Origin of the sequence: Colidextribacter sp. OB.20 (assembly GCF_009911595.1) — a bacterium.
In the GTDB taxonomy this organism is placed as follows: domain Bacteria; phylum Bacillota; class Clostridia; order Oscillospirales; family Oscillospiraceae; genus Lawsonibacter.
Map to the genome: position 1 here is coordinate 70,876 of NZ_QWKG01000008.1, position 23,798 is coordinate 94,673.

Here is a 23,798-nt window from a genome sequence, read left to right on the forward strand (position 1 = left end):
TACCCGTCTCAGATTAACTTTATGATAGCACTAACTTGTGAACAAATCAACTGTTTCCGAACACCGCGCCATAAAAATTGTTCTCCACAATCATCGCTGTGCTGTTCAGCTTGTAGCTCACCAGCTTTTTCATGGTGGACACATAGCTCTCCTGCTCCTCGGCGGTCATGGTGACCCCAGGATTGGGGGTAAATTCCTTGGTAAAGCGGTTGTAGAAGCCCCGGTCAGTCATCCAGCTGGCGGAGGTGAAAACCACCAGGCCCTCGCTGTCAGAGAGGATGTCGCTGCCCGCCAGCATCCGGGAGTCGTACTCCAGCCCCAGCAGGTTGGAGACGGTGGGCAGAATGTCCACCTGGCAGCAGGGCTTATCCACCACCACCGGCCCCTCCATAGAGGCCGACCAGAGGATCAGGGAATTTTTGTAGACGTCGAAGTCGATGTTGGACTCGTTCAGGCTCTCCATGTCCTTGGAGCTGCCGAACTTTTTGCCGGACAGCTCCTCCAGGGTGTCCACATTGAAGTAGGGGATATGGTCGCCGGTGGCCACAATGAGGGTCTTATCCAGCTTCCCCGCCGCCTCCAGCTTTTGCAGCAGCAGCTCCAGGGCCCGGTCCACCTCCATGCAGGTGGCCACATAGTTCTGGGTGGTCTCGCTGTAGGGCAGGGCCCGGATCACGTCCCGGTAGGGGGCCACCGCCCGGTTGTCCGAGTAGGGCATGTGGCCGCTGATGGTCAGATAGTAGACATGGAAGGGGGTGTCGGAGTTGATATAGTCGTCAACGCTGGCACTGATCATTACCGTATCCTTCTGGGGCCAGAGGAGCTTGCCGGCGTCACTCACGTCCAGACCCTCAAACTCGCTGAGCTTGCCCCGGGAGGAGCTCTTGAGGTCTCCTACCTGGAACTGGTGCCAGTCGTAGCCCAGATTGGAGTGGGACATGGCCCGACCGTACATATCCCCGTTGGGGTGGTAGCCTACCACGTTGTAGCCCGCCCGCTTCAGCTGCTGGGGCAGGGTGAGGTAGGCGTTAAAGCCCACGGTCTGGCCGTTCTCCTTGAATGTCACCTCGCCGGTGCGCTTCATGGTGATAGGACTGCCGTTTTTGGGGTAGAGGCCCAGGAGCGTCTGGCACTCGCCGTTGGAGGTGCTGGTAAAGTGCAGGGCGGTGTAGTAGTTGTTGAAGATGAAGCCCTCGTGGGTCAGCTTATACAGGGTGGGGGTCAGCTCCGGGTCGATGGCGTAGCCCGAGAAGCCCTCCAGCACCAGTTCGATGACGTTGTAGCCCTCAAACATGCCGGTGTACTCGTTCTTTTTGGTGGGGGCCACGCTGTTGAAATACTCCGCCAGCCACTTGATGTCGTCATTTTTCCCGTTTTCCGCCAGGGCGGCCAGGTCCACCTCCATCACGTTGGGGGAGGTATCCACCACCGGCTGGGGGTCTGCCGTCTGGGAGGAGTCCGGCTCCCCGCTGCCGCTGGAGCCGGCGGAGGAGGCGCCCGGAGGCGTCAGGGTGCCGATGCCGGAAAAATCGTTCCCCATTGTATTCTTTACCGGGAATACCATGTGCTTGGCGTCCAGCCGGAGCATGGTCAGCAGACCCAGCTGCTCCACCTGGTCGTCGATGTTGGTGTCCAGCCTGTACAGCATGGCGGGGGTAATGTCCCCCTTCCAGGGCAGGCGGAGAACCCCCAGGCCCAGAACATGGAACACCACGCAGGCCCCCAGCACCAGTCCGGCGAAGCGGATGTCCAGCCGCTCAAAGCCCAGCAGCCGGCTGCCGAAGAGGCACAGCAGGATGGCGGGCAGCAGGAACAGCAGCAGGATGGGGATGGACTTGATTACCGTGGAGACAATCACGCTGGCGTAGTCGGTGAGCTTGTTGTTGGCCGCCGTCTCCAGGGCGCTGGGGCCGTAGTAGGACTGGAGAATGGTCTTGGCGATATACTCCGCCCCGAACAGAACGGACAGCAGCACCGCCAGCACCTTGGCCGTCAAGCTGTTGCCCGCCCTGCGCCAGGGCAGGGCCAGGGCCGACAGGAACAAACCAGCCGCGACGCTGAACACCACATACACCGGGACGTAGGCCAGAGAATTTCCCTTGCTGATGTGGAGCACCAGCTCCAGATAGATCAGCAGCACCGGGAACAGCAGCACCCGGGTCATGGTCTGGATCAGCACCCCGTCGCCATTCCGGCGGTATGCGGTCCGCCCGCCGCTCATCCGTCTGCCATTATACGCCATTGGAATCGACCTCCAAATCAACCCATTTTTACTCCTCTTACTTTACTCACTTGTTCCCCGTCAGTCAAGGGATATTTCTTTAATATTTCATAAATTCTGCGGGCATATGGTTTGCTTTGTAACCATATAGACGGATCAGTCTGTCCTTTATAAAGACGCATAATGCTCAAACATCTCTCGCACATTCTTCGCCTGTTCCAGCCGTTCCTGTGCCAAAGCCTTGGCCTGCGGACTGTCCATCCCCGCCAGCGCCGCCGCTTCCGCCTCCAACCTGAGTTGATAATCCCGGGAACTCTCTATAGTAGTATGGAGAATATGGCCGGGAATCGGAAACAATACCGCTTTTTCTTCCATTATAAAACCTCCTGTTGATTTTCAGCGGGAGGTGTGGCATAATAAGATTTACCAGACCTCCGGGTGTGGTGAATGGACAATCGGGTTGTGCTGGTTGGGCTGGCCCGGTTGTCTTATTTTTTGTCCAACTCCTCTTTTACCTTCTGAATCCCCAAGCGTATTACATCGCTTTTTGTCAGTCCCAGCTTTTGCGAACAAAGCTTTAGATCTTCTATCGTTGGCTGGTCAGCAAGGAATTTCACCTGGATATTCTTCGGGTGCTCCGAAGGTGGACGCCCTGTACGAGGGCTCACTCTATTCCCCCCTTTCATATACTTATAACTATAATATACATGTACATAAAAGTCAAGTATAAATATAACCGCCATCACAAAAGCGTGGCAACAATCATATTTACAAACCCTTCACATCACTTTTGTATCAAGCTTCGACAAAAACAGCAAGAGAAAGACCGGGCGGTTGTCCAACTACGGACAGCCGCCCGGCTGATTTTTATCCAAACATGGAAAACAAATCCATCTGGCTGGTCTCGGGCAGGTCGCCGAAGGCGCCGGCCTCCTTGAGCAGTTGGATATGGGTCTTGGACACCTTGGGGCAGGCGGCGGACACCTCCTCAATGGAAATAAACTGCTTTCCCTGCCGCTGCTCAGCCAGGGAGACGGCAGCCGTCTCCCCCAGCCCGGCCACAGAGACGAAGGGGGGCCGCAGGGTGCCCCGCTCCTCGTCCACGGTGAAGCGGACAGCCTCAGACCTGTACAGATCCATCCGGTCGAACTGGAAGCCTCGGAGATAGAACTCGTAGCACACCTCCAGGGTGGTGAGCATGTCCTGCTCCACGGCGGTGGCCTCCTTGTCCTTGGCCACAATCTCCCGCATTTTTTTCTGGCACACATCCATCCCCCGGCACATGAAGGCCTCGTCAAAGGCCTTAGCCCGGATGGAGAAGTAGGCGGCGTAGAAGGCCAGGGGCCGGTGGACCTTGAACCAGGCGATGCGGAAGGCCATCATCACATAAGCCACGGCGTGGGCCTTGGGGAAGAGGTAGGCGATCTTCTTGCAGGAGCCGATGTACCAGTCGGGCACCCCGGCGGCCTTCATCTCCTCCTCCGCCCCGTCGGGCAGACCCCGGCCCTTTCGGACCGCCTCCATAATCTTAAAGGATCGCTTGGGGGGCATCCCCTTGGAGATCAAAAAGAGCATAATGTCGTCCCGGCAGCCGATGGCCTGGCCGACAGGTATCCCCTGCTGAATAATCAGGTCCCGGGCGTTGCCCAGCCACACGTCGGTGCCGTGGGAGAAGCCGGACAGCCGCACCAGAATGTCGAACTGGTTGGGCTGGGTCTCCTCCAGCATCCCCCGGACGAAGGAGGTGCCGAACTCGGGAATGGCAGTGCCGCCGGTGGGCCCCAGGATTTTGTCGTCCTCATAGCCCAGGGCCCTGGAGGAGGAGAACAGGGACATGGTGTCCGGGTCGTCCAGGGGAATCTCCCGGGCGTTGACGCCGGTGAGGACCTCCAGCATCCGGATCATGGTGGGGTCATCGTGGCCCAGCATGTCCAGCTTGAGGAGGTTGGACTCCATGGAGTGGTATTCAAAGTGGGTGGTGATGATATCGCTGTTGGGGTCGTCGGCGGGGTGCTGGACGGGGCAGAAGTCGTAGATTTCCTTGTCCTGGGGTATCACTACCATGCCGCCGGGGTGCTGGCCGGTGGTCCGCTTCACGCCGGTGCACCCGATAGCCAGCCGATTCTCCTCCGCCTTGGAGGCAACCTTCCCCTTCTCCTCCAGATACTTCTTCACATAGCCGAAGGCGGTCTTTTCCGCCACCGTGCCGATGGTCCCCGCCCGGAATACATGGGTCTGGCCGAAGAGCTCGAAGGTGTACTTGTGGGCGCTGGACTGGTACTCCCCGGAAAAATTCAGGTCGATATCGGGCACCTTGTCCCCCCCGAAGCCCAAAAAGGTCTCGAAGGGGATGTTGAAGCCGTCCTTGACGTACTTCGCCCCGCAGACGGGACAAAAAGCGTCTGGCATGTCCGCCCCGCAGCCGTAGGGATGCTCCGGGTCCTGGGCGTACTCGAAGTCGGTGTGCTTGCACTGGGGACAGCGGTAGTGGGCGGGGAGGGAGTTCACCTCGGTGATGCCCGACATGAAGGCCACCAGGGACGAGCCCACCGACCCCCGGGAGCCCACCAGATAGCCGTGCTCCAGGGAGTTCTGCACCAGCTTCTGGGCGGACATATAGATCACGTCGTACTTGCACCGGATGATGTCCCCCAGCTCGGCCTCAATGCGGTCCACCACGATCTGGGGCGGGTTTTCGCCGTACAGCTCGTGGGCCTTGCCCCAGACCAGCCGCTTCAGCTCTCCGTCGGAGTCCTCCAGCTTGGGGGCGAAGAGGCCCTTGGGCAGGGGCTCGATGGGGTCGCACCAGCTGGCGATCAGGTTGGTGTTGGTGACCACCACCTCGCGGGCCTTCTCCTCCCCCAGATAGGCAAACTCCCTGAGCATCTCGTCGGTGGTCTTGAAGTAGATGGGCAGGTCCTCGTCGGCGTCCTCAAAGCCCTTGGAGGCCAGCAGGATATGCCGGTAAATCTCGTCCTCCGGGTCCAGGAAGTGGACGTCCCCGGTGGCGCACACCGGCTTGCCCAGCTCCTCTCCCAGGCGGACGATGTCCCGGTTGAAGTCCCGCAGCTCCTCCTCCGACCGGACCATCCCCTTGCGGAGCATGAACATGTTGTTGCAGATAGGCTGAATCTCCAGATAGTCATACCAGGCGGCAATGCGCTTCAGCTCCGCCCAGTCCCGGCCGTCGGCCAGAGCCCGGAACAGCTCCCCCGCCTCGCAGGCCGAGCCGATGATGAGCCCCTCCCGGTTGGCGTTGATGAGGGATTTGGGCATGATGGGGTAGCGTCTGAAGTGCTCCAGGTGAGCCAGGGAGACCAGCTTGTAGAGATTGCGCAGGCCGGTCTGGTTTTTGGCCAGCACAATCAGGTGCTTGGGCTGGCGCTTGGCCTTCCCCTTCCCCCGGAGGGTGGTCATATAGGGGTTGATCTCAGCCAGGCCGCGCAGCCCGGCCTCCTCCATCTTCTTAAAGAAGTGGGGCAGCATATAGGCCACCGTGGCCGCGTCGTCGCTGGCCCGGTGGTGGTTGAAGGCGGGCAGATGCAGATGCTCCGCCACAATGTCCAGCTTGTACTTGCCCAGCTCAGGCAGCAGATTCTGGGCCAGAATCAGGCTGTCAATGGAGGGATTTGGAAAGGGAATCCCATACTTTTGGCAGCCGGCGGCCACAAAGCCCATGTCGAAGTCGGCGTTGTGGGCGGCCAGAGGCCGGTCCCCGGCAAAGGCCAGAAAGGCCCGCAGGGCCTCCTCCTGGGAGGGGGCTCCCTCCAGCATCTCGTCGGTGATGCCGGTGAGGCGGATAATCTCCGGAGACAAAATCCGCCCCGGGGAGACGAAGGTGTTGAAGCGGTCGGCAACCTCCCCGTTTTTCAGCACCACCGCCCCGATTTCGATGATGACCTCGTGCTTTTTGTTCAGGCCGGTGGTCTCCAGGTCGAAGCAGACAATCTCCTGGTCAAAGGGGCCCTCCGCCCCCCCGTGGACGGCCACCCGGTCGTCCACGTCGTTGATGAAATAGGCCTCCACCCCGTACAGAATCTTGATTTTTTTCGCCGAGTGCCAGGCGTCTGGGAAGGACTGGGCCACCCCGTGATCGGTGATGGCGATGGCCGGATGGCCCCAGCTCTCCGCCCGCTTGACCACGTTCCTGTCCGGGCCCAGCTTGGGTCCCACACAGGTGAGGGCGTCCATGGTGGACATGGTGGTGTGCAGGTGGAGCTCCACCCGCTTCTCGGGGGCGGTGTCCTGCTTCAGCTTCTTCTCCGCCGTGGTGACAGCCACCGGCTCCAGCACCATGTCGCCGTAGAAGCGGTCCATATTGAGCCGCCCCTGGACCTTGAGGTGCATCCCCTTTTTGATGCCGTCCACCAGGGGCTTTCCCTCCTCGCCGGGAAAGAACTTGTTCACCCGAATAGAGCCGGTGTAGTCGGTCATGTCGAAGGCCACCACCCAGGCCCCCCGTTTTTTCAGCTCCCGGTTGTCGATGGCGAACACGTCCCCCTCCACCACCACCATGCCCATGTCCAGCTCCAGCTCCCCGATGGGGGTGGGGGCCTTGGAGATGGCCTTGCCGAAGATGGCCTTGCCCTGGGGCTTTTTGTCCCCCTTCTGGGGCGCGGCGGCGGGACGGGCGGCGTTTTTCAGAGCGGCCCGGCGCAGGGCCTCGGTGCGGGCAAAGGGGTCGGAATCATCTAATACGGCGGGGGACAGAGCCCCCGCCCTACGGGATTGTTCTCCTGTCTCCTCGCCGTAGGGGGCGGCCTCTGTGCCGCCCCGATCCTCTGCCGGAGCGGCTTTCGTTTCCACAGGGGCGGCCAGCGCCTCAATTTTCACACTGTTCAGCCCGTAGGCCCGGCACAGGGTGTCCTCCGCCTGGGCGATCAGGTTCGGTCCTGCTCCGGCGGCCCCCTCCACCACGATTTTGGCGCTGCGGCTCCGCTTGTCGATAGCGGCGGACACAATAAGCCAGCCCTCCGCCGCTGTGGACAGCTCGGTCCACTGGCGCAGGGCGGCAAACATCTGCAAAAAGGGTATTTTTTGGGACATTCAGTCTTGATTCTCCTCTTTTAAAAGCTCCGGGTGCTCATTTATCATCTCAAAAACCTGCCGCAGCTCCTCCATCTGCTTCCGGCAGACTGGGGCGATGCGCATATCCTCCGGCCCGTTCATCCGCTGGATGACCATGCCCAGGGGCGGCCAGGTCATGACCCCCACCCCCTGCGGGCCCTCCCGCCGCAGCCGGGGCAGCTCCTCCTCGGGGAAGTCCCACTCCCAGGCGGGGTCGGCCCGGCGGACCACCTCGCCCACATAGGCCCCCCAGCTCATCACAACAGCGAGCAGCTTCCGCTGGGCCTCCTCGCCGCTCAGGGTCTCCTGCCTCCTCCGGAACTGCTCCAGACACCAGTCAACCAGCTCCAGGCTGTCCATAGAGTAGTCCAGGCCCTCCAAATGATTGGAACGGGCAAAGCTCTCCGGCCCTTCCAGCCACTCCAGCCACTCCTCTGTCTGCTTCCGGCGGTCATGGTCCATCATAAAATTCCTCCTTATACCTTCGCCTCACAGGGTCTCAATCAGCAGGAACAGCTCGTCCACCAGCCGGTCCTGGGGGACCTTCTTCACGATCTCGCCCCTCTGGAACAGCAGGCCCTCGCCCACACCCCCGGCGATGCCGCAGTCGGCGGCGGTAGCCTCCCCGGGGCCGTTGACGGCGCAGCCCATAACGGCCACGGTGATGGGCTTGTCCACCGTTTTCAGCCGCTCCTCCACCTGGTTGGCAAGGGCGATGAGGTCAATTTTTGTCCGGCCGCAGGTCGGACAGGAGACCAGCTCCGGGCCCTCCCGGCGCACCCCCGCCGCCTTCAGGATCTCCCGGGCGGCGTAGACCTCCTCCACCGGGTCGGCGGACAGGGACACCCGCATGGTGTCGCCGATCCCCAGGGCCAGCAAGCCCCCGATGCCCACAGCGGACTTGAGGGTGCCCATTCTCACGGTGCCCGCCTCGGTGACGCCGATATGTAAGGGGTAGTCGCTGCGGCAGTGCATCAGCTGGTAGGCCCTCATGGCGGTCTGCACGTTTGAGGATTTCAGCGAGACACAGATATCGGTAAAATCGTACCGCTCCAGCATCCGGATGTGCTGAAAGGCGGACTCCACCATAGCCTGGGGCGTGAGCCCGTACCGAGCCCTTACGTTGTGGTCCAGCGAACCGCTGTTTACGCCGATGCGGATGGGGATCCCCCGCTGACGGCAGGCGTCGGCCACCTGCTTCACATAGTACCGGCCGATATTCCCCGGGTTGAGGCGCACCTTGTCCGCCCCGGCGGCGATGGCCTCCAGCGCCAGCTTATAGTCGAAGTGGATGTCCACCACCACGGGGATGGGGCTTTGCTCCTTGATTTTCCCCACCGCCCGGGCGGCCTCCATGTCAGGGACGGCCACCCGGACGATCTCGCACCCGGCGGCGGCCAGCTTTTTGATCTGGTCCACCGTGGCGGCCACGTCCTGGGTGGGGGTGTTGGTCATGGACTGAATGGTAACGGGGGCGCCCCCGCCCATGAGGACGCCGCCCACGTTGATCTGCTTTGTCATAGATGATTCACTTCCCATTCTCCGTAAGTAGGGCGCGACGACCTCAGCACGCCTTTTTCAATGGCATGCCCGGTGGTCACGCCCTACAAGGCGTCAGCGCCCGAACAGCTTGCCCACATCGCTGAGGGTGACCACCAGCATCAGGCACATGAGGGCGGCCAGGCCGGCCAGGTGGACATAGCCCTCATATTTGGCGTCGATTTTCTTCCGGAACAGCCCGTAGAGCAGGCCGTTGAGCGCCAGGAAGAACACCCTTCCCCCGTCCAGGGCGGGCAGGGGCAGCAGGTTCATCACCGCCAGGTTGACGGCAATCAGGGCGGCCAGATAGGCCAGATCCCAGGCGGCGTCGGCCAGGGTGGGGGACTGGCTGCCCACCTCGCCCATCATGTTCACAATACCCACCGGGCCGGACAGATCCCGCAGGCCCACCGCGCCGGTGACAATGTCCCCCAGACTGATCCACACCACCCGCACAAAGTCGATGGCTGTCCACCAGGCGTAGGCCAGCTTGTCGAAGAAGCCGGCCTCCTCCGCTATGGCCCCCATGGTCAGCCCCCGCAGGCGGGTGAAATTCCCCTCCGCGTCGGTGCGCTCCTGATAGGGCAGGTGGACGTCTCTCAGCTCCACCCGCTCCCCGTCCCGCAGGACCACAAAGTCCATGGTGTCCCCCGCCCGGTCCAGGTAGAAGCGGGCGTTGCCGTAGACCAGCACCCGGTGGCCGTCCACCGAGAGGAAGCGGTCTCCGGCCAGCAGGCCGCACCCCTCGGTGCCGTAGCCCTCGATGGGGCCGGCGTAGACCTCCGCCCGGAAGCCGGCAGCCGGGGCGTAGAGCACAGCCATGATGACCACCCCGGTGACAAAGTTCATGAAGGCCCCGGCGCAGAGGATGACCGCCTTTCTCCACCAGGAGGCCCGGCCAAAGGACCGGGGGTCGGCGGAGTCGTCGTCCTCCCCCTCCATGGCGCAGAAGCCGCCGATGGGCAGGGCCCGCAGGGAGTACAGGGTCTCCTCCCCCTGACGCTTGAACAGCGCAGGGCCCATCCCCACCGAGAACTCGTTCACCTTCACCCCCAGCAGCTTGGCGGCAGCGAAGTGGCCCAGCTCGTGGGTGGCTACCAGAATGCCGAAAATCAGAATCGCGACGATGATATAGAGCATAGAGTGCCTCCGTGTAGGGGGCGGCCTCTGCGCCGCCCCGTGCATGTTTTTCCTTAATTGTGGGGCGGCACAGAGGCCGCCCCCTACCACACCCCTGGGAGCTTGGCGCAAGGCAGGACGCCCCCGGGAGTCAGGCGTAGGGGCGGATATCATCCGCCCGTATCCAAATCAGGGCCATTCTCGCGGGCGCACAATGTGCGCCCCTACAATACACCCCGGGAGCCGGACGTAGGGCGGGATGACCCCGGCCCGCCGCACATGAGAGACTACCCTTAAAACGGCGCGCCGGGCTCTGCGGGCGCACAATGTGCGCCCCTACAATACACCCCGGGAGCCGGACGTAGGGCGGGACGACCCCGGCCCGCCGCACATGAGAGACTACCCTTAAAACGGCGCGCCGAGTCGTCGCGCCCTACAAATTACCCAACCGCTTCTCTTGCCGCCTGGTCGGCATCCAGGATATCCTGCATAGAGGGGTTCTGGACGGCCTTGATCTGAGACAGGGCCTTCTCCACCTTGGCGGGGATGTCCAGGAAGCCGATCTTCCCCGCCAGGAACTGGGCCACTGCCCCCTCGTTGGCCCCGTTGAGGATGGCCCCGGCGGTGCCGCCGGTTTTCGCCGCCTCCAGGGCCAGGGCCAGGCAGGGGAAGGCCGTCATATCCGGCGTGCCGAAGGTGAGGGGCCCGCAGTTCCACAGGTCCAGGGGGATGGAGGGTCCGGGCACCCGCTCGGGGTAGGTCAGGGCGTACTGAATGGGCAGCCGCATGTCCGGCGCCCCCAGCTGGGCAATCATGGCATTATCACAGTATTCCACCAGAGAGTGAATGATACTCTCCCGATGGACCACCACAGAAATTTTTTCCGCCGGCATCCGGTACAGGTGCATGGCCTCCATGACCTCCAGCCCCTTGTTCATCAGGGTGGCGGAGTCCACGGTGATCTTGGCCCCCATGGACCAGTTGGGGTGCTTCAGCGCGTCGGCCACGGTAATCCGGGCCAGCTCCTCCCGTTTTTTCCCATAAAAGGGCCCGCCGGAGCAGGTGAGAATCAGCCGCTTCACCTCGCCCCGGTCCCGGTTGGCCTCCAGGCACTGGAACAGGGCGGAGTGCTCCGAGTCCACGGGGTAGATTTTGGCCCCGTAGTCGATGGCCTCCTCCAGCACCAGGGGCCCGGCGCACACCAGAGTCTCCTTGTTGGCCAGACACACCCGCTTGCCCTCCCGGATGGAGGCAAGGGTGGGCCGCAGGCCCGCCATGCCCACCAGAGCGGCGATGACCGTGTCCGCGCGGCCGAAGGTGGCGGCCTCCAGCACCCCCTCCAGGCCGCCCGCAACCCGGACGCTGGTGTCCGCCAGGCGGACCCGCAGGTCGGCGGCAGCCTTCTCGTCCGCCAGGGCAGCCAGGGCCGGCCTGTGCTTCCGGACCTGCTCCTCCATCAGCCTGACGTTGGAGTTGGCCGCCAAAGCCGCCGCCTCCATGCCGCAGGCGGCAATCACCTCCAATGACTGCCGCCCGACAGAGCCGGTGGAACCTAATACGGTGATTTTTCTGCTCATAGTGGTGTTCCTTTCTATGCAAACGCCCCAGGTTCGCACCCTAAAGGCCCCCTTTATAAAGGGGGCTCCCGGCGGAGCTGGGTGGGGGTTTTCTCCTGTCAGATGCTGGAACGTTAAGAGAAAACCCTCCACCACCGCCTTCGGCGGCGGTCCCCCTCCCTTTGAAAAGGGAGGCTTTGCCGCTGCGGCGGGACGGGGTTATGTTCTCTCGTCCTTCCGGCCCATCAGGTAGTCCAGGCTGACGCCGAAGTAGTCGGCCAGAAAGACCAGGCCGGGAACCTCGGGGTAGCCGTCACCGTGTTCGTAATATTGATAGCTGCGCACTTTTATGCCGCATATTTCCGCCATCTCTGTCTGCTTTAATCCACGTTCCGTGCGTAGTTCTCTTATGCGCTCAGCAAAAGTTGCCATATTTCCTCCAAAACACTTGACACGTGGTTAAACCTCTCCTATAATAGACATGTGGTTTAACCACAGGCAAAGGAGTGAATCAATTATGAATGATATTCTACAAACATTATTTTTGGACAACCCCTACATCCCCGAGCAGGTCTCCAGCTTCTGCAGCCAGCTTCCGGAGTTCCGGGAGGCGGAGCGGGCCTATGAGGATTTGGCCAATGCGCTGCGCCAGCGGCTGGGGGGCGAGTATGACGCCTTTGAGGAGGCCCTCAACTGGCATCTTGCCCAGTACGCCCACGCCTATTATCTCTTCGGACTGGGCCTTCGTCAAGAGGTGCTTTCCGCCCTGGGCCCGGCGGGGTAGACGCAGACAGCCGCAGGTCTCCGCCCAAAAGTCCCCCTTTACGAAGGGGGCTCTCGGCGAAGCCGGGTGGGGGGTTTCTCCTGTCGGATGCTGGAATGTTAAGAGAAAACCCTCCACCACTGCCTTCGGCGGCGGGACGGTGGTTAAAACGCCGGCAGGACCTCCACCAGCAGCAGGAGCATGGGGGCGGCGAAGGTGGTGGAGTCGAAGCGGTCCAGCATCCCGCCGTGGCCGGGCAGGAGGGTGCCGTAGTCCTTCACGCCGCACTGGCGCTTGATGAGGGAAAAGGACAGGTCGCCAATCTCCGTGACAGCGCTGCCCAGCAGGCCATAGAGGGCCATCACAGGCAGCCTTACCTCGATCCCGCCAAAATGCTCCACCAGCAGGCCGTACAGCAGCATACACAGGCAGCCGGTGACAATGCCGCCAACATAGCCCTCCAGGGACTTGTTGGGGCTGACCTGGGTGATGCCCCGGTGCTTCCCCAAAAATACGCCGAAAAAGTAGGCTCCGATGTCGGTGGTAAAGGCGCAGATCACCGGGAGGAGCACATAAAACTGTCCGTTGTCAAACTGCTTGAGCCGGACCAGGGCAGACAGGAACAGGGGAATGCCGATGCCCCCGAAGAGACAAACGATGATATGCTCAAAGCGAATTTCGCCCTGGGTTCCGTAGCGCCGCAGGGCAGGGAGAAACAGGGCCGCCATCAGCAGGATAGCCACTGCCCGGGCGGTCCAGCTGCCCAGACCCGCGGCGTGGCCCGCAGGAATGAGCACGGCGGCCAGGACAGAGAAGATGTACATGCCGTTGTGGTGGGCCACCTTGGCGGCCCGCAGCAGCTCAAAGCACGCCATGCCCGCGATAAAGGCGACCACCACCGCCAGCGCGGCGGGGGGAAGGATATACAGCGCCGCCAGAAAGGCCGGGCCCAGGGCCAGACCCACGACGATCCGTGTTGCCAAATCACACACCTCCAAACCGGCGGTCCCGGCTCTGATAGGCGGCGATGGCCCGGTGGAGTTCCTCCCTGGAGAAGTCGGGCCACAGCACATCCGTAATATAGAACTCCGCGTAGGCCGCCTGCCACAGCAGGAAATTAGACAGCCGCAGCTCCCCGCTGGTCCGGATAATCAGGTCCGGGTCGGGGACGTTTCCAGAGTAGAGATAGCCGCTGAACTGCTTCGCCGTCAGGTGGTTGGGGTCGGCTCTGCCCCCGGCGCAGTCCAGGGCAAAAGCCCGGGCCGCCTGGACAATGTCGTCCCGGCCGCCGTAGTTCAGGCAGACGTTCACCTGGCAGCCCTCATAGTGCCGGGAGATCTCCCGGGTGCGCTCACACAGCTCGCGCAGCTCCGGCGTCAGGGGAGACAGGTCGCCGAAGAACTCCATCTTCACCCGGTCCCGCTCCATCCGGGAAATAGCCTCCAGCAGGTACTTCTTCAGCAGTCCCATAATGGCCCCGATCTCCTCCTCCGGCCGCCTCCAGTTCTCTGAGGAGAAGGCGTAAACGGTGAGGTACTCCAGCCCGATATCCTTGCAGTAGGTGGCAATGGTGCGGAAGGTCTCCGCCCCTGCGGCATGGCCCGCCGTCCGGGGCAGACCGCGCTTCTTTGCCCAGCGGCCGTTGCCGTCCATAATGATGGCGATGTGCCGGGGCAGACGGGTGAGGTCCGCCTCCGCCTGGACCGGATTCTGTTTTTTCGGGAAGAGGGCCATTGCGGTCGCTCCTTTGCGTCGTTCTACGGAGAAATGCCCTCCGCAGGAGTTTCGCCGCCCGCAGGCGGCGAAATAAAATCAAATCCGTTTTTGGGACGGCTTTGCCGTTTCAAAAACACTTCTCGGCCCGCAAGTGTGCCCGCAGGGCGCACACAGCCGGGCCGCAGCTCCCTCAATCAAGCGGCAGAGCCGCTTGATTGAACTACACCGCCATAAGCTCCTTCTCCTTCTTGGCGGTCAGGTCGTCAATGTCCCTGCACCGCTTGTCGGTCAGTTCCTGGAGCTCCTTCTCCAGCTTCTTCTGGTCGTCCTCGGTGAGCTCGGACTTCTTGGTCTTCTTCTTGATATCGTCCATGGCCTCCCGGCGGATATTCCGCAGGGCCACCTTGCCCTCCTCGCCGTACTTGCGCACCTGCTTGGTCAGGTCCTTGCGGCGCTCCTCGGTGAGCTGGGGGAAGGCCAGACGGATCACCCGGCCGTCGTTCTGGGGGTTGATGCCCAGGTCGGAGGTCTGGATGGCCTTCTCAATGGCCTTGAGCAGGGACATGTCGTAGGGCTGGACGGTCAGGGTCCGGGGATCGGGAGAACCGATATTGGCCACCTGGTTCAGAGGGGTCTGAGCCCCGTAGTACTCCACCGTGATCCGGTCCAGCACGCCGGCGTTGGCCCGGCCCGCCCGGACGGCGGCAAAGTTGGACTTGACTACCTCGATGGTTTTCAGCATTCTCTCATCATAGCTGGCAATCTCAGGGCTGATACTCATGGCGGTTACTTCCTTTCATAAATTACTTTTCTCTCTCCGGATTAAATTTTTCATTGCCGGTTTCCATCCACAGAATCAACGGGTATTTTCCTGCATGTCTATCTGCTTTTCCAGATCGCGGCACACTTCTATCCCTATCCCACAATCGTCCCGATCGTCTCCCCCATCACCGCCCGGTAGATGTTCTCCGGGTCCTTCAGGGCGAAGAGGAGGACGGGGATCTTGTTGTCCATGGACAGGGAGGTTGCGGTGGTGTCCATCACCTTCAGGTGCTGGGAGAGCACATCATCATAGGAGATAGCGTCGTATTTGGTGGCGGTGGGGTCCAGCTTGGGGTCGGCGGAGTAGACGCCGTCAATATTTTTAGCCAGCAGGATGACATCCGCGTCAATCTCGGCGGCCCGGAGCACGGCAGCGGTGTCGGTGGAGAAGAAGGGACTGCCGGTGCCGCAGCCGAAGATGACCACCCGGCCCTTCTCCAGATGGCGGATGGCCCTTGAGCGGATATAGGGCTCGGCCAGGGCCTGCATGGAGACGGCGGTCTGCACCCGGACCTGGACCCCCTTCTGCTCCAGCACGTCGGCCAGGGCCAGGGCGTTGATGCAGGTGGCCAGCATTCCCATATGGTCGGCCCGGACCCGCTCCATCCTGTCGCCGCCGTCCTTCAGCCCGCGCCAGAAGTTGCCCCCGCCTACTACCACGCCCACCTGGACACCTATGTCCGCACAGCGCTTGACCACATCGCACACCTGTCCGATTACGTTGAAGTCCAGCCCCCGGGAGTCGCCTCCCGCCAGGGCCTCGCCGCTGATTTTCAATAATACACGCTTAAATTTTGGTTGATCCATCCAAACCACTCCTGTCTTTTTTCTTAAGCCTATTTTAATATATTTTTTACCGTTTGCATAGAGGGTAAGTCAAAGTTTTTCAAATTGTCCATAAATTGCCGAATACCACCGTCAGGGCTCCCCTGTAAGGCCCCTTCGGCTCTTTGCAAAAATTAGGACTTGCATTTTTCCCTGGGCTGTTGTATAATGCAAAGCGACAACTGGATACGATGTCTTCAGGGCGGGGTGAAACTCCCCACTGGCGGTAAAGTCCGCGACCGGGCGCCAAAGTATTTGCGATGGCGTCCGCTGACCCGGTGCAACTCCGGGACCAACGGTTACAGTCCGGATGGAAGAAGATGTGTGTAAAACAACACGCGCCGCTTCGGCGTGCGTCAGCGCACCTCCTTGTTTGTTTTGACACCTGGAAGACAGCGATCTTCCAGCGGTCAAATACAAAAAAGGAGTGTTTTTTATGTCCAATCCCGCAGCCATCACCCGAACCAAAAGCGCCATCTCTGCCCGGGCCATCACCGTCACCGCTATGCTCTCGGCGGTGGCCTGCGTCCTCAACATGTTTGACTTCCCCATTCCCTTCCTGATCCCCACCTTCGTGAAGATGGACATCTCCGACCTGCCCGAGCTGCTGGCCGCCTTCTCCCTGGGCCCCTGGTACGGCGTGGCCGTCACCTTCCTGAAGAACCTGCTCAAGGTCATCATCAAGGGCACCTCCACCGCCTACGCCGGGGAACTGTGCAACTTTATTCTGGGGGCCGCCTTCTCCTTCACCGCCGGGGCCATCTACCACCTGAAGAAGTCCCGGAAGAGCGCCCTTATCGGTGCGCTGGCCGGCGCGGCGGTGATGGCTCTGCTCTCCATCCCCTGCAACTACTTCATCTCTTACCCTGTCTACACCAAGTTCATGGCTATCGACAAGATCATCGCCATGTATCAGGCCCTCCGCCCCGGTGTCAACGGCCTGCTGGAGTGCCTGATCGTCTTCAACGCCCCCTTCACCCTGCTCAAGGGCCTGCTGACCGCCGTGCTGTGCTTCCTGATTTACAAGCCCCTCTCCCCCATTCTCCACGGCACCAGCAAGTAATCTCTGAACAGTCCTCCCTTAACCAAAAGCGGGACAGGTTTTTACCTGCCCCGCTTTTTTTCGCGCTTTTTCTGTTGACGCAGGAGATACTTCCGCTCCTCCTCTTCCCGCTGTCTCTGGCGGTTTTGGGATTGGCGTTCCAGTCCCTCCTGCTCCCGCTGACGGCTGAGGGCCTCCTGGGCCCAGGTGCTGACGCCCTGTCTCCGGGTGGCCGCCCGGGCCTCCCGCAGGGCACGCTTGGGGTTTTTCCGCTCCTTGACCTGGCGCTCCCCCTTCGCCGCCGGACTGAAATCCAGCCTGTGCCACTCCCGCAAAAGCCATTCGTAGAGCTGGGCGTCGGTGGGCTCAGCGCCAAAGACCACCCTGGCCGCCGAATAGCCCTCCGCCTCCCACCGCTCCGCCACACCCACCCAGAAGGGGGGCTGGAACAGCACAGTGAAGCTGCAAACATTTCGGTCCATATTCAGTTCCTCCCATAAATTCCGCGTCGGGGAAGGGACGACCCTGGGAGGGAAGGCTACTGACGGGAGCGCGGCCCGCGGGCGGACTACCAACCGCCCTGTGTTTTTATCCCCGCCCCTTCATTGTAGCCGGAGGGGCTGGCACTGTCAAGCTGCCCCGCTTTTTTCGGACATACCCACCCCCCGCCGCGCATAGGATGGAAGCGACACAGGATAAGACAAGGAGTTGTTGCTTCCATGCAGACCAACATCAACCGCATTTTTCTCCGGGGGCGGCTGGCCGCCTCCCCTGCGCTTTCCCACACCAACCACGGGGTGGAGTACCTGACCCTCCCGCTGGCGGTGCGCCGGCTGTCCGGGGCGGAGGACCGGCTGAACGTCTCCGCCAGCCGGGAGCAGCTGGCCCATCTGAGCCTGGAGCCGGGGGACCCCCTGGCCGTCCGGGGGGAGGTGCGCACCTTCAACAACCGCAGCGGCGTGGGCAGCCGGCTGGTGGTTAGCGTCTTTGCCCGGGAGCTGAGCCTGTCGGAGGGGGAGGACGAGAACCGGCTGGAGCTGTCCGGGACTCTGTGCAAACCCCCCGCCCTCCGGTCCACCCCCCTGGGCCGAACCATCTGCGACATGATTCTGGCCGTCAACCGCCGGTACGGCCGGGCGGACTACCTGCCCTGCATCGCCTGGGGCAGCCTGGCCTACCGCTGCGGCGAGATGAGTGTGGGGGATCAGCTCAGCCTGGAGGGCAGGCTCCAGAGCCGGATCTACACCAAGGAGGTGGACGGCGCGCTCCTGGAGCGCACCGCCTTTGAGGTGTCCGTCATGTCGCTGACGGACGGAGATACATACGCCCCCCTGTAGGGGCAGATATCATCCGCCCGGAGCATCACGCAGCGCGCCCTGTTGGAGCAGGCGGGTAATCCCCGCCCTGTTCCAGACCGGAGCCAATCACTGCTCTATAAATATTTCTCCCCGCATAATTTTCTAAAAACGGCAAAACAATAGGGATACATCCAATTTATGAGGAGGTATTCCTATGAAACGCAGCGCTTCCCTTCGCCGGGGGCTGGCTCCCATGCTGATTCTGGCCCTGGCCCTGGCGATGTCCCTCCCCGCCTCCGCCTTTTTCTGGAACAAGAAGGCGGACGACCCCTATGTGGCGGATTTCTCCAAAAACGGCCTGATCGGCTCGGTCATCACCTTTGACCTGGCGGACTTCAACGTCATGCCCGACAGCAAGACCGCGCTGAGCGGCATCACCATCGACACGCTCCCCGCCCCGGGGGCGGGGACCCTGTGCGTGGGGGACCAGGTGGTCCAGCCCGGTGCCTATGTGGACGCCACCGCCCTGTCCGGCCTGCGGTTCCAAAGCACCCAGGCCCCCACCGTGACCACCGCCGCCATGACCTTTACCCCCACCTTCTCCTCCGGAGAGAGTGAGCGGCAGACCACTGTAACCCTCCACCTCCTCACCCGGGAGAACACCCCGCCCGTGGCCCGGAATATGGAGCTGACCACCTATAAAAATGTGGCCGTCACCGGCTACTTTGACGCGGTGGACAGCGAGGGGGACGCCCTCACCTACCAGCTCACCTCCACCCCCGCCCGCGGAGCTGTGACCCTGGAGGAGGGCGGGCAGTTCGTCTACACCCCCTATGAGAACAAGACGGGCAAGGACTCCTTCACCTATGTGGCCGTGGACCCGGCGGGCAACACCTCCCCTGAGGCAAGGGTGTCCCTGCGCATCGACAAGCCCGACACCAAGGTGACCTACGCCGATCTGGAGGGCCACCCCGCCGGAAAGGCCGCCATCCGTCTGGCGGAGCAGGGGGTCTATGTGGGCCGGTACGTGAACGGCCGGTATTTCTTCGACCCGGACCAGTCCGTCACCCGGGCCCAGTTCCTCACCATGGCCATGTCGGTGGCCGGGCTGGAGGACCTGGAGGGGATCAGCCTCACCGGCTTCTCCGACGACGAGGCCATCCCCACCTGGGCCAAGGGTGCCGTCTCCGCCGCCCTGAAGGCCGGGGTGGTCCAAGGCTTCAAGGATGAGAGCGGCGCCCCCGTCTTTGGCGCCGGGGATTCCATCTCCCGGGCGGAGGCCGCAGTGATGCTGGACAACCTCCTGGACATCACCGACGTGCCTGTGGCCGTATTCGCCCCTGACAGCGGCCACTGGGCCGCCCAGGCGGCGGCCAATCTGTCCGCCTCCGGCATCCTCCGGGCGGAGACAGCCGGGGCCGTCCAGCTGGCCGACAGCCTCACCATGGCCGACGCCGCCCAGATGCTGGACGGGGCCATGGATGTGATGAACACCCGCAGCGGCCGCGGCTGGCTGCCCTGGGCGTAAGCAAAGCAGCAAACCGGGAGCGGTCCGCTCCCGGTTTTCCAAATCTAAAACCACATCGCCTGCCCGTCCCGGAATTGGGGGGTATTTCCGTTCTGGTAGGGGTCATAGCGGCTCTCGTTGCAGCCGAACTCCTGCAAAAGGGCTATTTTCCCGTCCCGGGTCCACTTCACCAGCGACACGCCGTCAAAAGCCTCCACCCTGCCGTCGTCCATCCGGTTGCGGAAGTACCACTCCACCACCGTCTGGCCATCCTTGTGGAAAAACTGCTTGATGTCCCATTGCAGGACCGTCCCTCTGGTATTCCACTCCTCGAACCAGATCTTAATCTTCGCCGCGCCCCGGTACTCGGGGCCCCAGCTCTCAATATACACGGCGTCCTCCGCAAAAATGCGCTCCAGGCCCAGGTCCTTCTTTTGCAGCCACATGTCAAACCAAAGCCTGATTGTTTTTTCTCTCTGCTCCATCTTAAAAACCTCTTTCCATGAAAATCCCCCGAAGCCAGAGCTTCGGGGGTTCAGCTTGCTTAGTAGAACTTCTTGCGGTTCTTGCGGGCGGCCTCAGACTTCTTGCGGCGCTTGACGCTGGGGCTCTCGTAGTGCTCACGCTTGCGGACCTCGGCCAGCACTCCGGACTTGGCGCAGCTGCGCTTGAAGCGCTTCAGGGCGCTCTCCAGAGACTCGTTTTCTCTCACTCGGACTTCCGACATTTATATTTCCCTCCCTCCGCGCGCGGCGGGGTGTTCCCGCTCACGTAAGGGCCATTTTTATGGCTTTAACATTGCTATTATATTGCCTTCCATCGCAAATGTCAAGAGTGGATTTGTAAACAGGCTGTGAATCTTAGAACCCTCCATTAAATTCCTTTTGGGTTCTTGCGATAACAATGAAGGCTATTATCATTCCAACCAGCAAAACGCCGATTGAAATCATCACAACAGGCACAGTCTCTCCAAATAAGGCAGCCACTCCACTCAAAATCAGCGAAGCGGCAAGCACAAACAATCCTTTTGAAAATGATCTCCCATAGTCTTTCCGATCCGTTTCTTTCACGTGCTTTTGATGATAAGAATGAATCAAATTTATGTTTCCCCTATATATAGAAACCGCTATTCCAAAGAACAAAGCCGCTATGACAAACATCAGCACCGAGTAAACAATCATAGTGAAGCCTCCCAAAACAGCAGAAGCAACTTGACAAAACATCAAGGCAGTGGTATATTAATGATAAAGGGCACTGTCCACAAGACGGTTCAGCCCGTTTGGTTTTTAGGTTTTAATGAAAACCGTCACCGGTCCTGGGTGGCGGTTTTCAGCGTTTAATACGTATCGTCACGGTTAAACCGAAAATATGGAATGTCACCGTAACCGGCATACGCTCACCCCCTTTCGGGTGGTGTAGCTGAGCCGCCTCGCCTGTATCGGACAGTACACATATAAAAATACCACGTTCGGACTGCAAGGTCAAGAAAAACCGCGTTGATAAAGCGCCAGGACGGTGATATCCACCGCCCTGACGCTTTCATTTTATATCACGCCTGGGGCTTGAAAATCAGGCTGACCAGCTTGCCCTTGACCACAATGGACTTGACCAGGGTCATCCCCCCGGCCAGCTTGGCGATCTTGGGCTCGGCCAGGGCGGCGGCTACCACCTCCTCGTCGGCGGCGCCGGCGTCCACCACAATATTGGCCTTCACCTTGCCACTCACCTGGACGGCCATCCGGACGGTGGCGGAGACGGTCTTGCTCTCGTCATACTCGGGCCACTTCTGCAGGCACACCTGCCCGCCGTAGCCGTTCAGCTCCCACAGCTCCTCGCACAGGTGGGGGGCGAAGGGGGACAGCATGAGCAGCAGCTGCTTATAGTCGCCCCAGGTGGCGCCCTTGGCGTAGAAGTCGTTGACCAGAGACATGAGCGCGGCGATGGCGGTATTGAACTTCATGGCCTCGATGTCATCAGACACCTTTTTAATGGCCTTGTGGATGGCCTGCTCATTCTCCGGGGAGATATCCGCCCCATCCTTGAGCTTCTCGCTCAAATTCCACACCCGGTCCAGGAACTTCTTGCACCCCCGGACCGACTCGTCCGACCAGGTAGCGGTCTTCTCAAAGTCGCCGATGAACATGATATACAGGCGCATGGTGTCCGCGCCGTAGTCCCGGATTACGTCGTCGGGGTTGACCACGTTGCCCAGGGACTTGGACATCTTCACCGAGGGCCGCAGGGCCTGATTGCCGTACTTGTCAATGAGGGCCTGCTTCTCCTCCTCAGACTCCACATTGCCCACATAGTGGGGGTTTTTGCCCAGAATCATGCCGTGGCTGGTGCGCTTGGCGTAGGGCTCGGCGTGGGGGATGACCCCTATGTCGTGGAGGAAGTTGTTCCAGAACCGGGAGTAGAGCAGGTGGAGGGTGGTGTGCTCCATGCCGCCGTTGTACCAGTCCACCTGGCCCCAGTAGTCCAGTGCCTCCTTGGAGGCCAGTGCCTTGTCGTTGTGGGGGTCCATATACCTCAGGAAGTACCAGCTGGACCCGGCCCACTGGGGCATGGTGTCGGTCTCCCGCTTGGCGGGCGCGCCGCAGCAGGGGCAGGTGGTGCTCACCCAGTCGGTCATCTTGGCGATGGGAGACTCGCCGTTGTCGGTGGGCTCGTAGCTCTCCACCTCGGGCAGCAACAGGGGCAGCTGGTCCTCAGGCAGGGGCACCCAGCCGCACTTGTCGCACCACACCATGGGGATGGGCTCGCCCCAGTACCGCTGGCGGGAGAACACCCAGTCCCGGAGCTTGTAGTTTACCTGCTCGTGGCCGATGCCCTTCTCCTCCAGCCATTTCGTGATGACAGGGATGGCGTCCTTCACGGTGAGCCCATTGAGGAAGTCGGAGTTGACCATGATGCCGGTGTCGTCCTTGGCGGTGAAGGCCTCCTTCTGCACGTCCTCACCGCCGGAGACCACCTCAATGATCTCACAGCCGAACTTCTTGGCGAAGGCCCAGTCGCGGGTGTCGTGGGCGGGGACGGCCATGATGGCCCCGGTGCCGTAGGAGGCCAGGACGTAGTCAGAGATGAAGATGGGGATCTCCCGGCCGTTCACCGGGTTGACCGCCGCCACCCCCTGGAGCATGATGCCGGTTTTCTCCTTGTCGGCGGACAGCTCGGTGCGCTCGAAGTCGGACTTCTTGCCCGCAGCCTCCACATAGGCGGCAACCTCGTCCCAGTTGGACAGCCTGTCCTTCCACTCCTTCACGAAGCGGTGCTCCGGGGAGATGACCATATAGGTAGCTCCAAAGAGGGTGTCAGGCCGGGTGGTAAAGACCACGATGTCATCCCCGGTGGTGGCCTTGAAGGTGACCTCCGCGCCGGTGGACCGGCCAATCCAGTTGCGCTGCTGGGTCTTGACCCGGTCGATGAAGTCCACAGTATCCAGCCCGTCAATCAGCTTCTGGGCGTAGGCGGTGATCTTCAGCATCCACTGGGACTTCTCCTTGCGGACCACAGGCGCGCCGCACCGCTCGCAGACCCCCTCGACGACCTCCTCGTTGGCCAGGACGCACTTGCAGGAGGTGCACCAGTTCACCGGCATGGTTGTCTTGTAGGCCAGGCCGTGCTTGTACAGCTGGAGGAAGATCCACTGGGTCCACTTGTAGTAGCTGGGGTCGGTGGTGTCCACCACCCGGTCCCAGTCGAAGGAGTAGCCCAGCATGTGCAGCTGCCGGGTAAAGTTCTCAATGTTCTGCTTGGTAATAACGGCGGGGTGGATGTGGTTCTTGATGGCGAAGTTCTCGGTGGGCAGGCCGAAGGCGTCGTAGCCGATGGGCAGCAGGACGTTATAGCCGTCCATCCGACGCTTGCGGGCAATCACGTCCATGGCGGTATAGGGCCGGGGGTGGCCCACATGCAGCCCCGCCCCGGAGGGGTAGGGGAACTCCACCAGCGCGTAAAGCTTGGGCCTGCTGGTATCACCGTTGACGCAGGCGAAAGTCTTTTCGTCCTTCCACCTGGTCTGCCACTTCTTCTCGATGGCGGTAAAATCGTACTTCAAAGCAAACACTCTCCTGTATCGTTTGGCCCTGCGGACCGAATCGACCGTAATTCCATGCTATTATAGCGGAATGAGAGGCTGATTGCAAGGGTTTTGCCAAAAACCCTTGCAATCAATTTGCCAAGCCCCGGACCGCCCTCCGCTTGCTCTTCCCTCTCAGCTTTGCTATAATATAGCAAACGTTCAGCGAAGGAGTCCAGTGGTATGAAGTCAAGAGGGAAATAAGGAAAAATTCAGAGAAAAAAGAGTGTGGAAGGGGGTGCTTT

21 protein-coding genes and 1 riboswitch are annotated in these 23,798 nt (G+C 61.3%); of the genes, 4 read left to right on the plus strand and 17 right to left on the minus strand.

What is annotated here, in order from left to right; genetic code table 11:
- Window positions 1-46 precede the first annotated feature (46 nt).
- The 8 genes from D1641_RS03390 to D1641_RS03425 form a co-directional block, all read right to left on the minus strand.
- Entirely contained in the window at window positions 47-2,242 is a 2,196-nt protein-coding gene (locus tag D1641_RS03390) for an LTA synthase family protein (RefSeq protein ID WP_160662993.1), read from the minus strand.
- A 147-nt stretch (window positions 2,243-2,389) separates the two neighbouring features.
- Complete coding sequence (locus D1641_RS03395) at window positions 2,390-2,596, minus strand: hypothetical protein (protein WP_160662994.1); 207 nt, start codon at window positions 2,594-2,596, stop codon at window positions 2,390-2,392.
- A 492-nt stretch (window positions 2,597-3,088) separates the two neighbouring features.
- Complete coding sequence (locus D1641_RS03400; RefSeq protein ID WP_160662995.1) at window positions 3,089-7,267, minus strand: PolC-type DNA polymerase III; 4,179 nt, start codon at window positions 7,265-7,267, stop codon at window positions 3,089-3,091.
- Window positions 7,268-7,753: a hypothetical protein gene (locus D1641_RS03405; protein ID WP_160662996.1), complete on the minus strand. Its 486-nt coding sequence runs from the start codon at window positions 7,751-7,753 to the stop codon at window positions 7,268-7,270. It abuts the gene before it with no gap.
- 24 nt (window positions 7,754-7,777) lie between these two features.
- Window positions 7,778-8,809 carry a flavodoxin-dependent (E)-4-hydroxy-3-methylbut-2-enyl-diphosphate synthase gene (gene ispG / locus D1641_RS03410; protein WP_160662997.1) on the minus strand — a complete coding sequence of 344 codons (1,032 nt, stop codon included), beginning with the start codon at window positions 8,807-8,809 and terminating at the stop codon, window positions 7,778-7,780.
- A gap of 93 nt (window positions 8,810-8,902) precedes the next feature.
- Window positions 8,903-9,967, minus strand: a complete 1,065-nt coding sequence (locus D1641_RS03415; RefSeq protein WP_160662998.1) for a site-2 protease family protein — start codon at window positions 9,965-9,967, stop codon at window positions 8,903-8,905.
- Window positions 9,968-10,386: 419 nt separating this feature from the next.
- Entirely contained in the window at window positions 10,387-11,523 is a 1,137-nt protein-coding gene (locus D1641_RS03420; protein ID WP_160662999.1) for a 1-deoxy-D-xylulose-5-phosphate reductoisomerase, read from the minus strand.
- A gap of 198 nt (window positions 11,524-11,721) precedes the next feature.
- On the minus strand, window positions 11,722-11,934 hold the full coding sequence (locus D1641_RS03425; RefSeq protein ID WP_160663000.1) for a helix-turn-helix transcriptional regulator: 213 nt from the start codon (window positions 11,932-11,934) through the stop codon (window positions 11,722-11,724).
- An 85-nt stretch (window positions 11,935-12,019) separates the two neighbouring features.
- On the opposite strand from D1641_RS03425, the gene D1641_RS03430 reads away from it, so the two are divergent.
- On the plus strand, window positions 12,020-12,286 hold the full coding sequence (locus D1641_RS03430) for a hypothetical protein (RefSeq protein WP_160663001.1): 267 nt from the start codon (window positions 12,020-12,022) through the stop codon (window positions 12,284-12,286).
- 143 nt (window positions 12,287-12,429) lie between these two features.
- Here D1641_RS03430 and D1641_RS03435 read toward each other — a convergent pair whose 3' ends face one another.
- The 4 genes from D1641_RS03435 to pyrH form a co-directional block, all read right to left on the minus strand.
- The gene (locus D1641_RS03435) at window positions 12,430-13,248 is read right to left on the minus strand and encodes a phosphatidate cytidylyltransferase (RefSeq protein WP_160663002.1); all 819 of its coding nucleotides are present in this window, start codon (window positions 13,246-13,248) and stop codon (window positions 12,430-12,432) included.
- Between the two features lies 1 nt (window position 13,249).
- A complete protein-coding gene (locus D1641_RS03440; protein ID WP_160663003.1) occupies window positions 13,250-13,999 on the minus strand; it encodes an isoprenyl transferase in 750 nt (249 codons plus the stop codon).
- 202 nt (window positions 14,000-14,201) lie between these two features.
- Window positions 14,202-14,762: a ribosome recycling factor gene (gene frr, locus D1641_RS03445; RefSeq protein ID WP_160663004.1), complete on the minus strand. Its 561-nt coding sequence runs from the start codon at window positions 14,760-14,762 to the stop codon at window positions 14,202-14,204.
- A 134-nt stretch (window positions 14,763-14,896) separates the two neighbouring features.
- Complete coding sequence (pyrH, locus tag D1641_RS03450; protein WP_160663005.1) at window positions 14,897-15,610, minus strand: UMP kinase; 714 nt, start codon at window positions 15,608-15,610, stop codon at window positions 14,897-14,899.
- Window positions 15,611-15,817: 207 nt separating this feature from the next.
- A riboswitch (FMN riboswitch) is annotated at window positions 15,818-15,954 on the plus strand.
- Between the two features lie 110 nt (window positions 15,955-16,064).
- Between pyrH and D1641_RS03455 the strand changes: the two genes are divergently transcribed.
- The gene (locus tag D1641_RS03455) at window positions 16,065-16,691 is read left to right on the plus strand and encodes an ECF transporter S component (RefSeq protein ID WP_160663006.1); all 627 of its coding nucleotides are present in this window, start codon (window positions 16,065-16,067) and stop codon (window positions 16,689-16,691) included.
- Between the two features lie 41 nt (window positions 16,692-16,732).
- On the opposite strand, the gene D1641_RS03460 is transcribed toward D1641_RS03455, so the two are convergent.
- Window positions 16,733-17,152, minus strand: coding sequence for a YjdF family protein (locus D1641_RS03460; RefSeq protein ID WP_160663007.1), 420 nt, complete (start codon window positions 17,150-17,152; stop codon window positions 16,733-16,735).
- 237 nt (window positions 17,153-17,389) lie between these two features.
- Here D1641_RS03460 and D1641_RS03465 point away from each other — a divergent pair, with 237 nt between their 5' ends.
- Both D1641_RS03465 and D1641_RS03470 read left to right on the plus strand, forming a co-directional pair.
- Window positions 17,390-18,007 (plus strand): single-stranded DNA-binding protein, encoded by a 618-nt coding sequence (locus D1641_RS03465; protein ID WP_160663008.1) that lies wholly within the window; start codon window positions 17,390-17,392, stop codon window positions 18,005-18,007.
- 175 nt (window positions 18,008-18,182) lie between these two features.
- Window positions 18,183-19,496, plus strand: a complete 1,314-nt coding sequence (locus tag D1641_RS03470) for an Ig-like domain-containing protein (RefSeq protein WP_160663009.1) — start codon at window positions 18,183-18,185, stop codon at window positions 19,494-19,496.
- A gap of 44 nt (window positions 19,497-19,540) precedes the next feature.
- Here the strand turns inward: D1641_RS03470 and D1641_RS03475 are convergent, their stop codons facing one another.
- The 4 genes from D1641_RS03475 to leuS form a co-directional block, all read right to left on the minus strand.
- A complete protein-coding gene (locus tag D1641_RS03475) occupies window positions 19,541-19,960 on the minus strand; it encodes a nuclear transport factor 2 family protein (protein ID WP_160663010.1) in 420 nt (139 codons plus the stop codon).
- A gap of 59 nt (window positions 19,961-20,019) precedes the next feature.
- On the minus strand, window positions 20,020-20,202 hold the full coding sequence (gene rpsU, locus D1641_RS03480; protein WP_023348912.1) for a 30S ribosomal protein S21: 183 nt from the start codon (window positions 20,200-20,202) through the stop codon (window positions 20,020-20,022).
- 133 nt (window positions 20,203-20,335) lie between these two features.
- Window positions 20,336-20,656 (minus strand): DUF3784 domain-containing protein, encoded by a 321-nt coding sequence (locus tag D1641_RS03485; protein ID WP_160663011.1) that lies wholly within the window; start codon window positions 20,654-20,656, stop codon window positions 20,336-20,338.
- 368 nt (window positions 20,657-21,024) lie between these two features.
- Window positions 21,025-23,532, minus strand: coding sequence for a leucine--tRNA ligase (gene leuS, locus D1641_RS03490; RefSeq protein ID WP_160663012.1), 2,508 nt, complete (start codon window positions 23,530-23,532; stop codon window positions 21,025-21,027).
- Window positions 23,533-23,798: the final 266 nt, after the last annotated feature.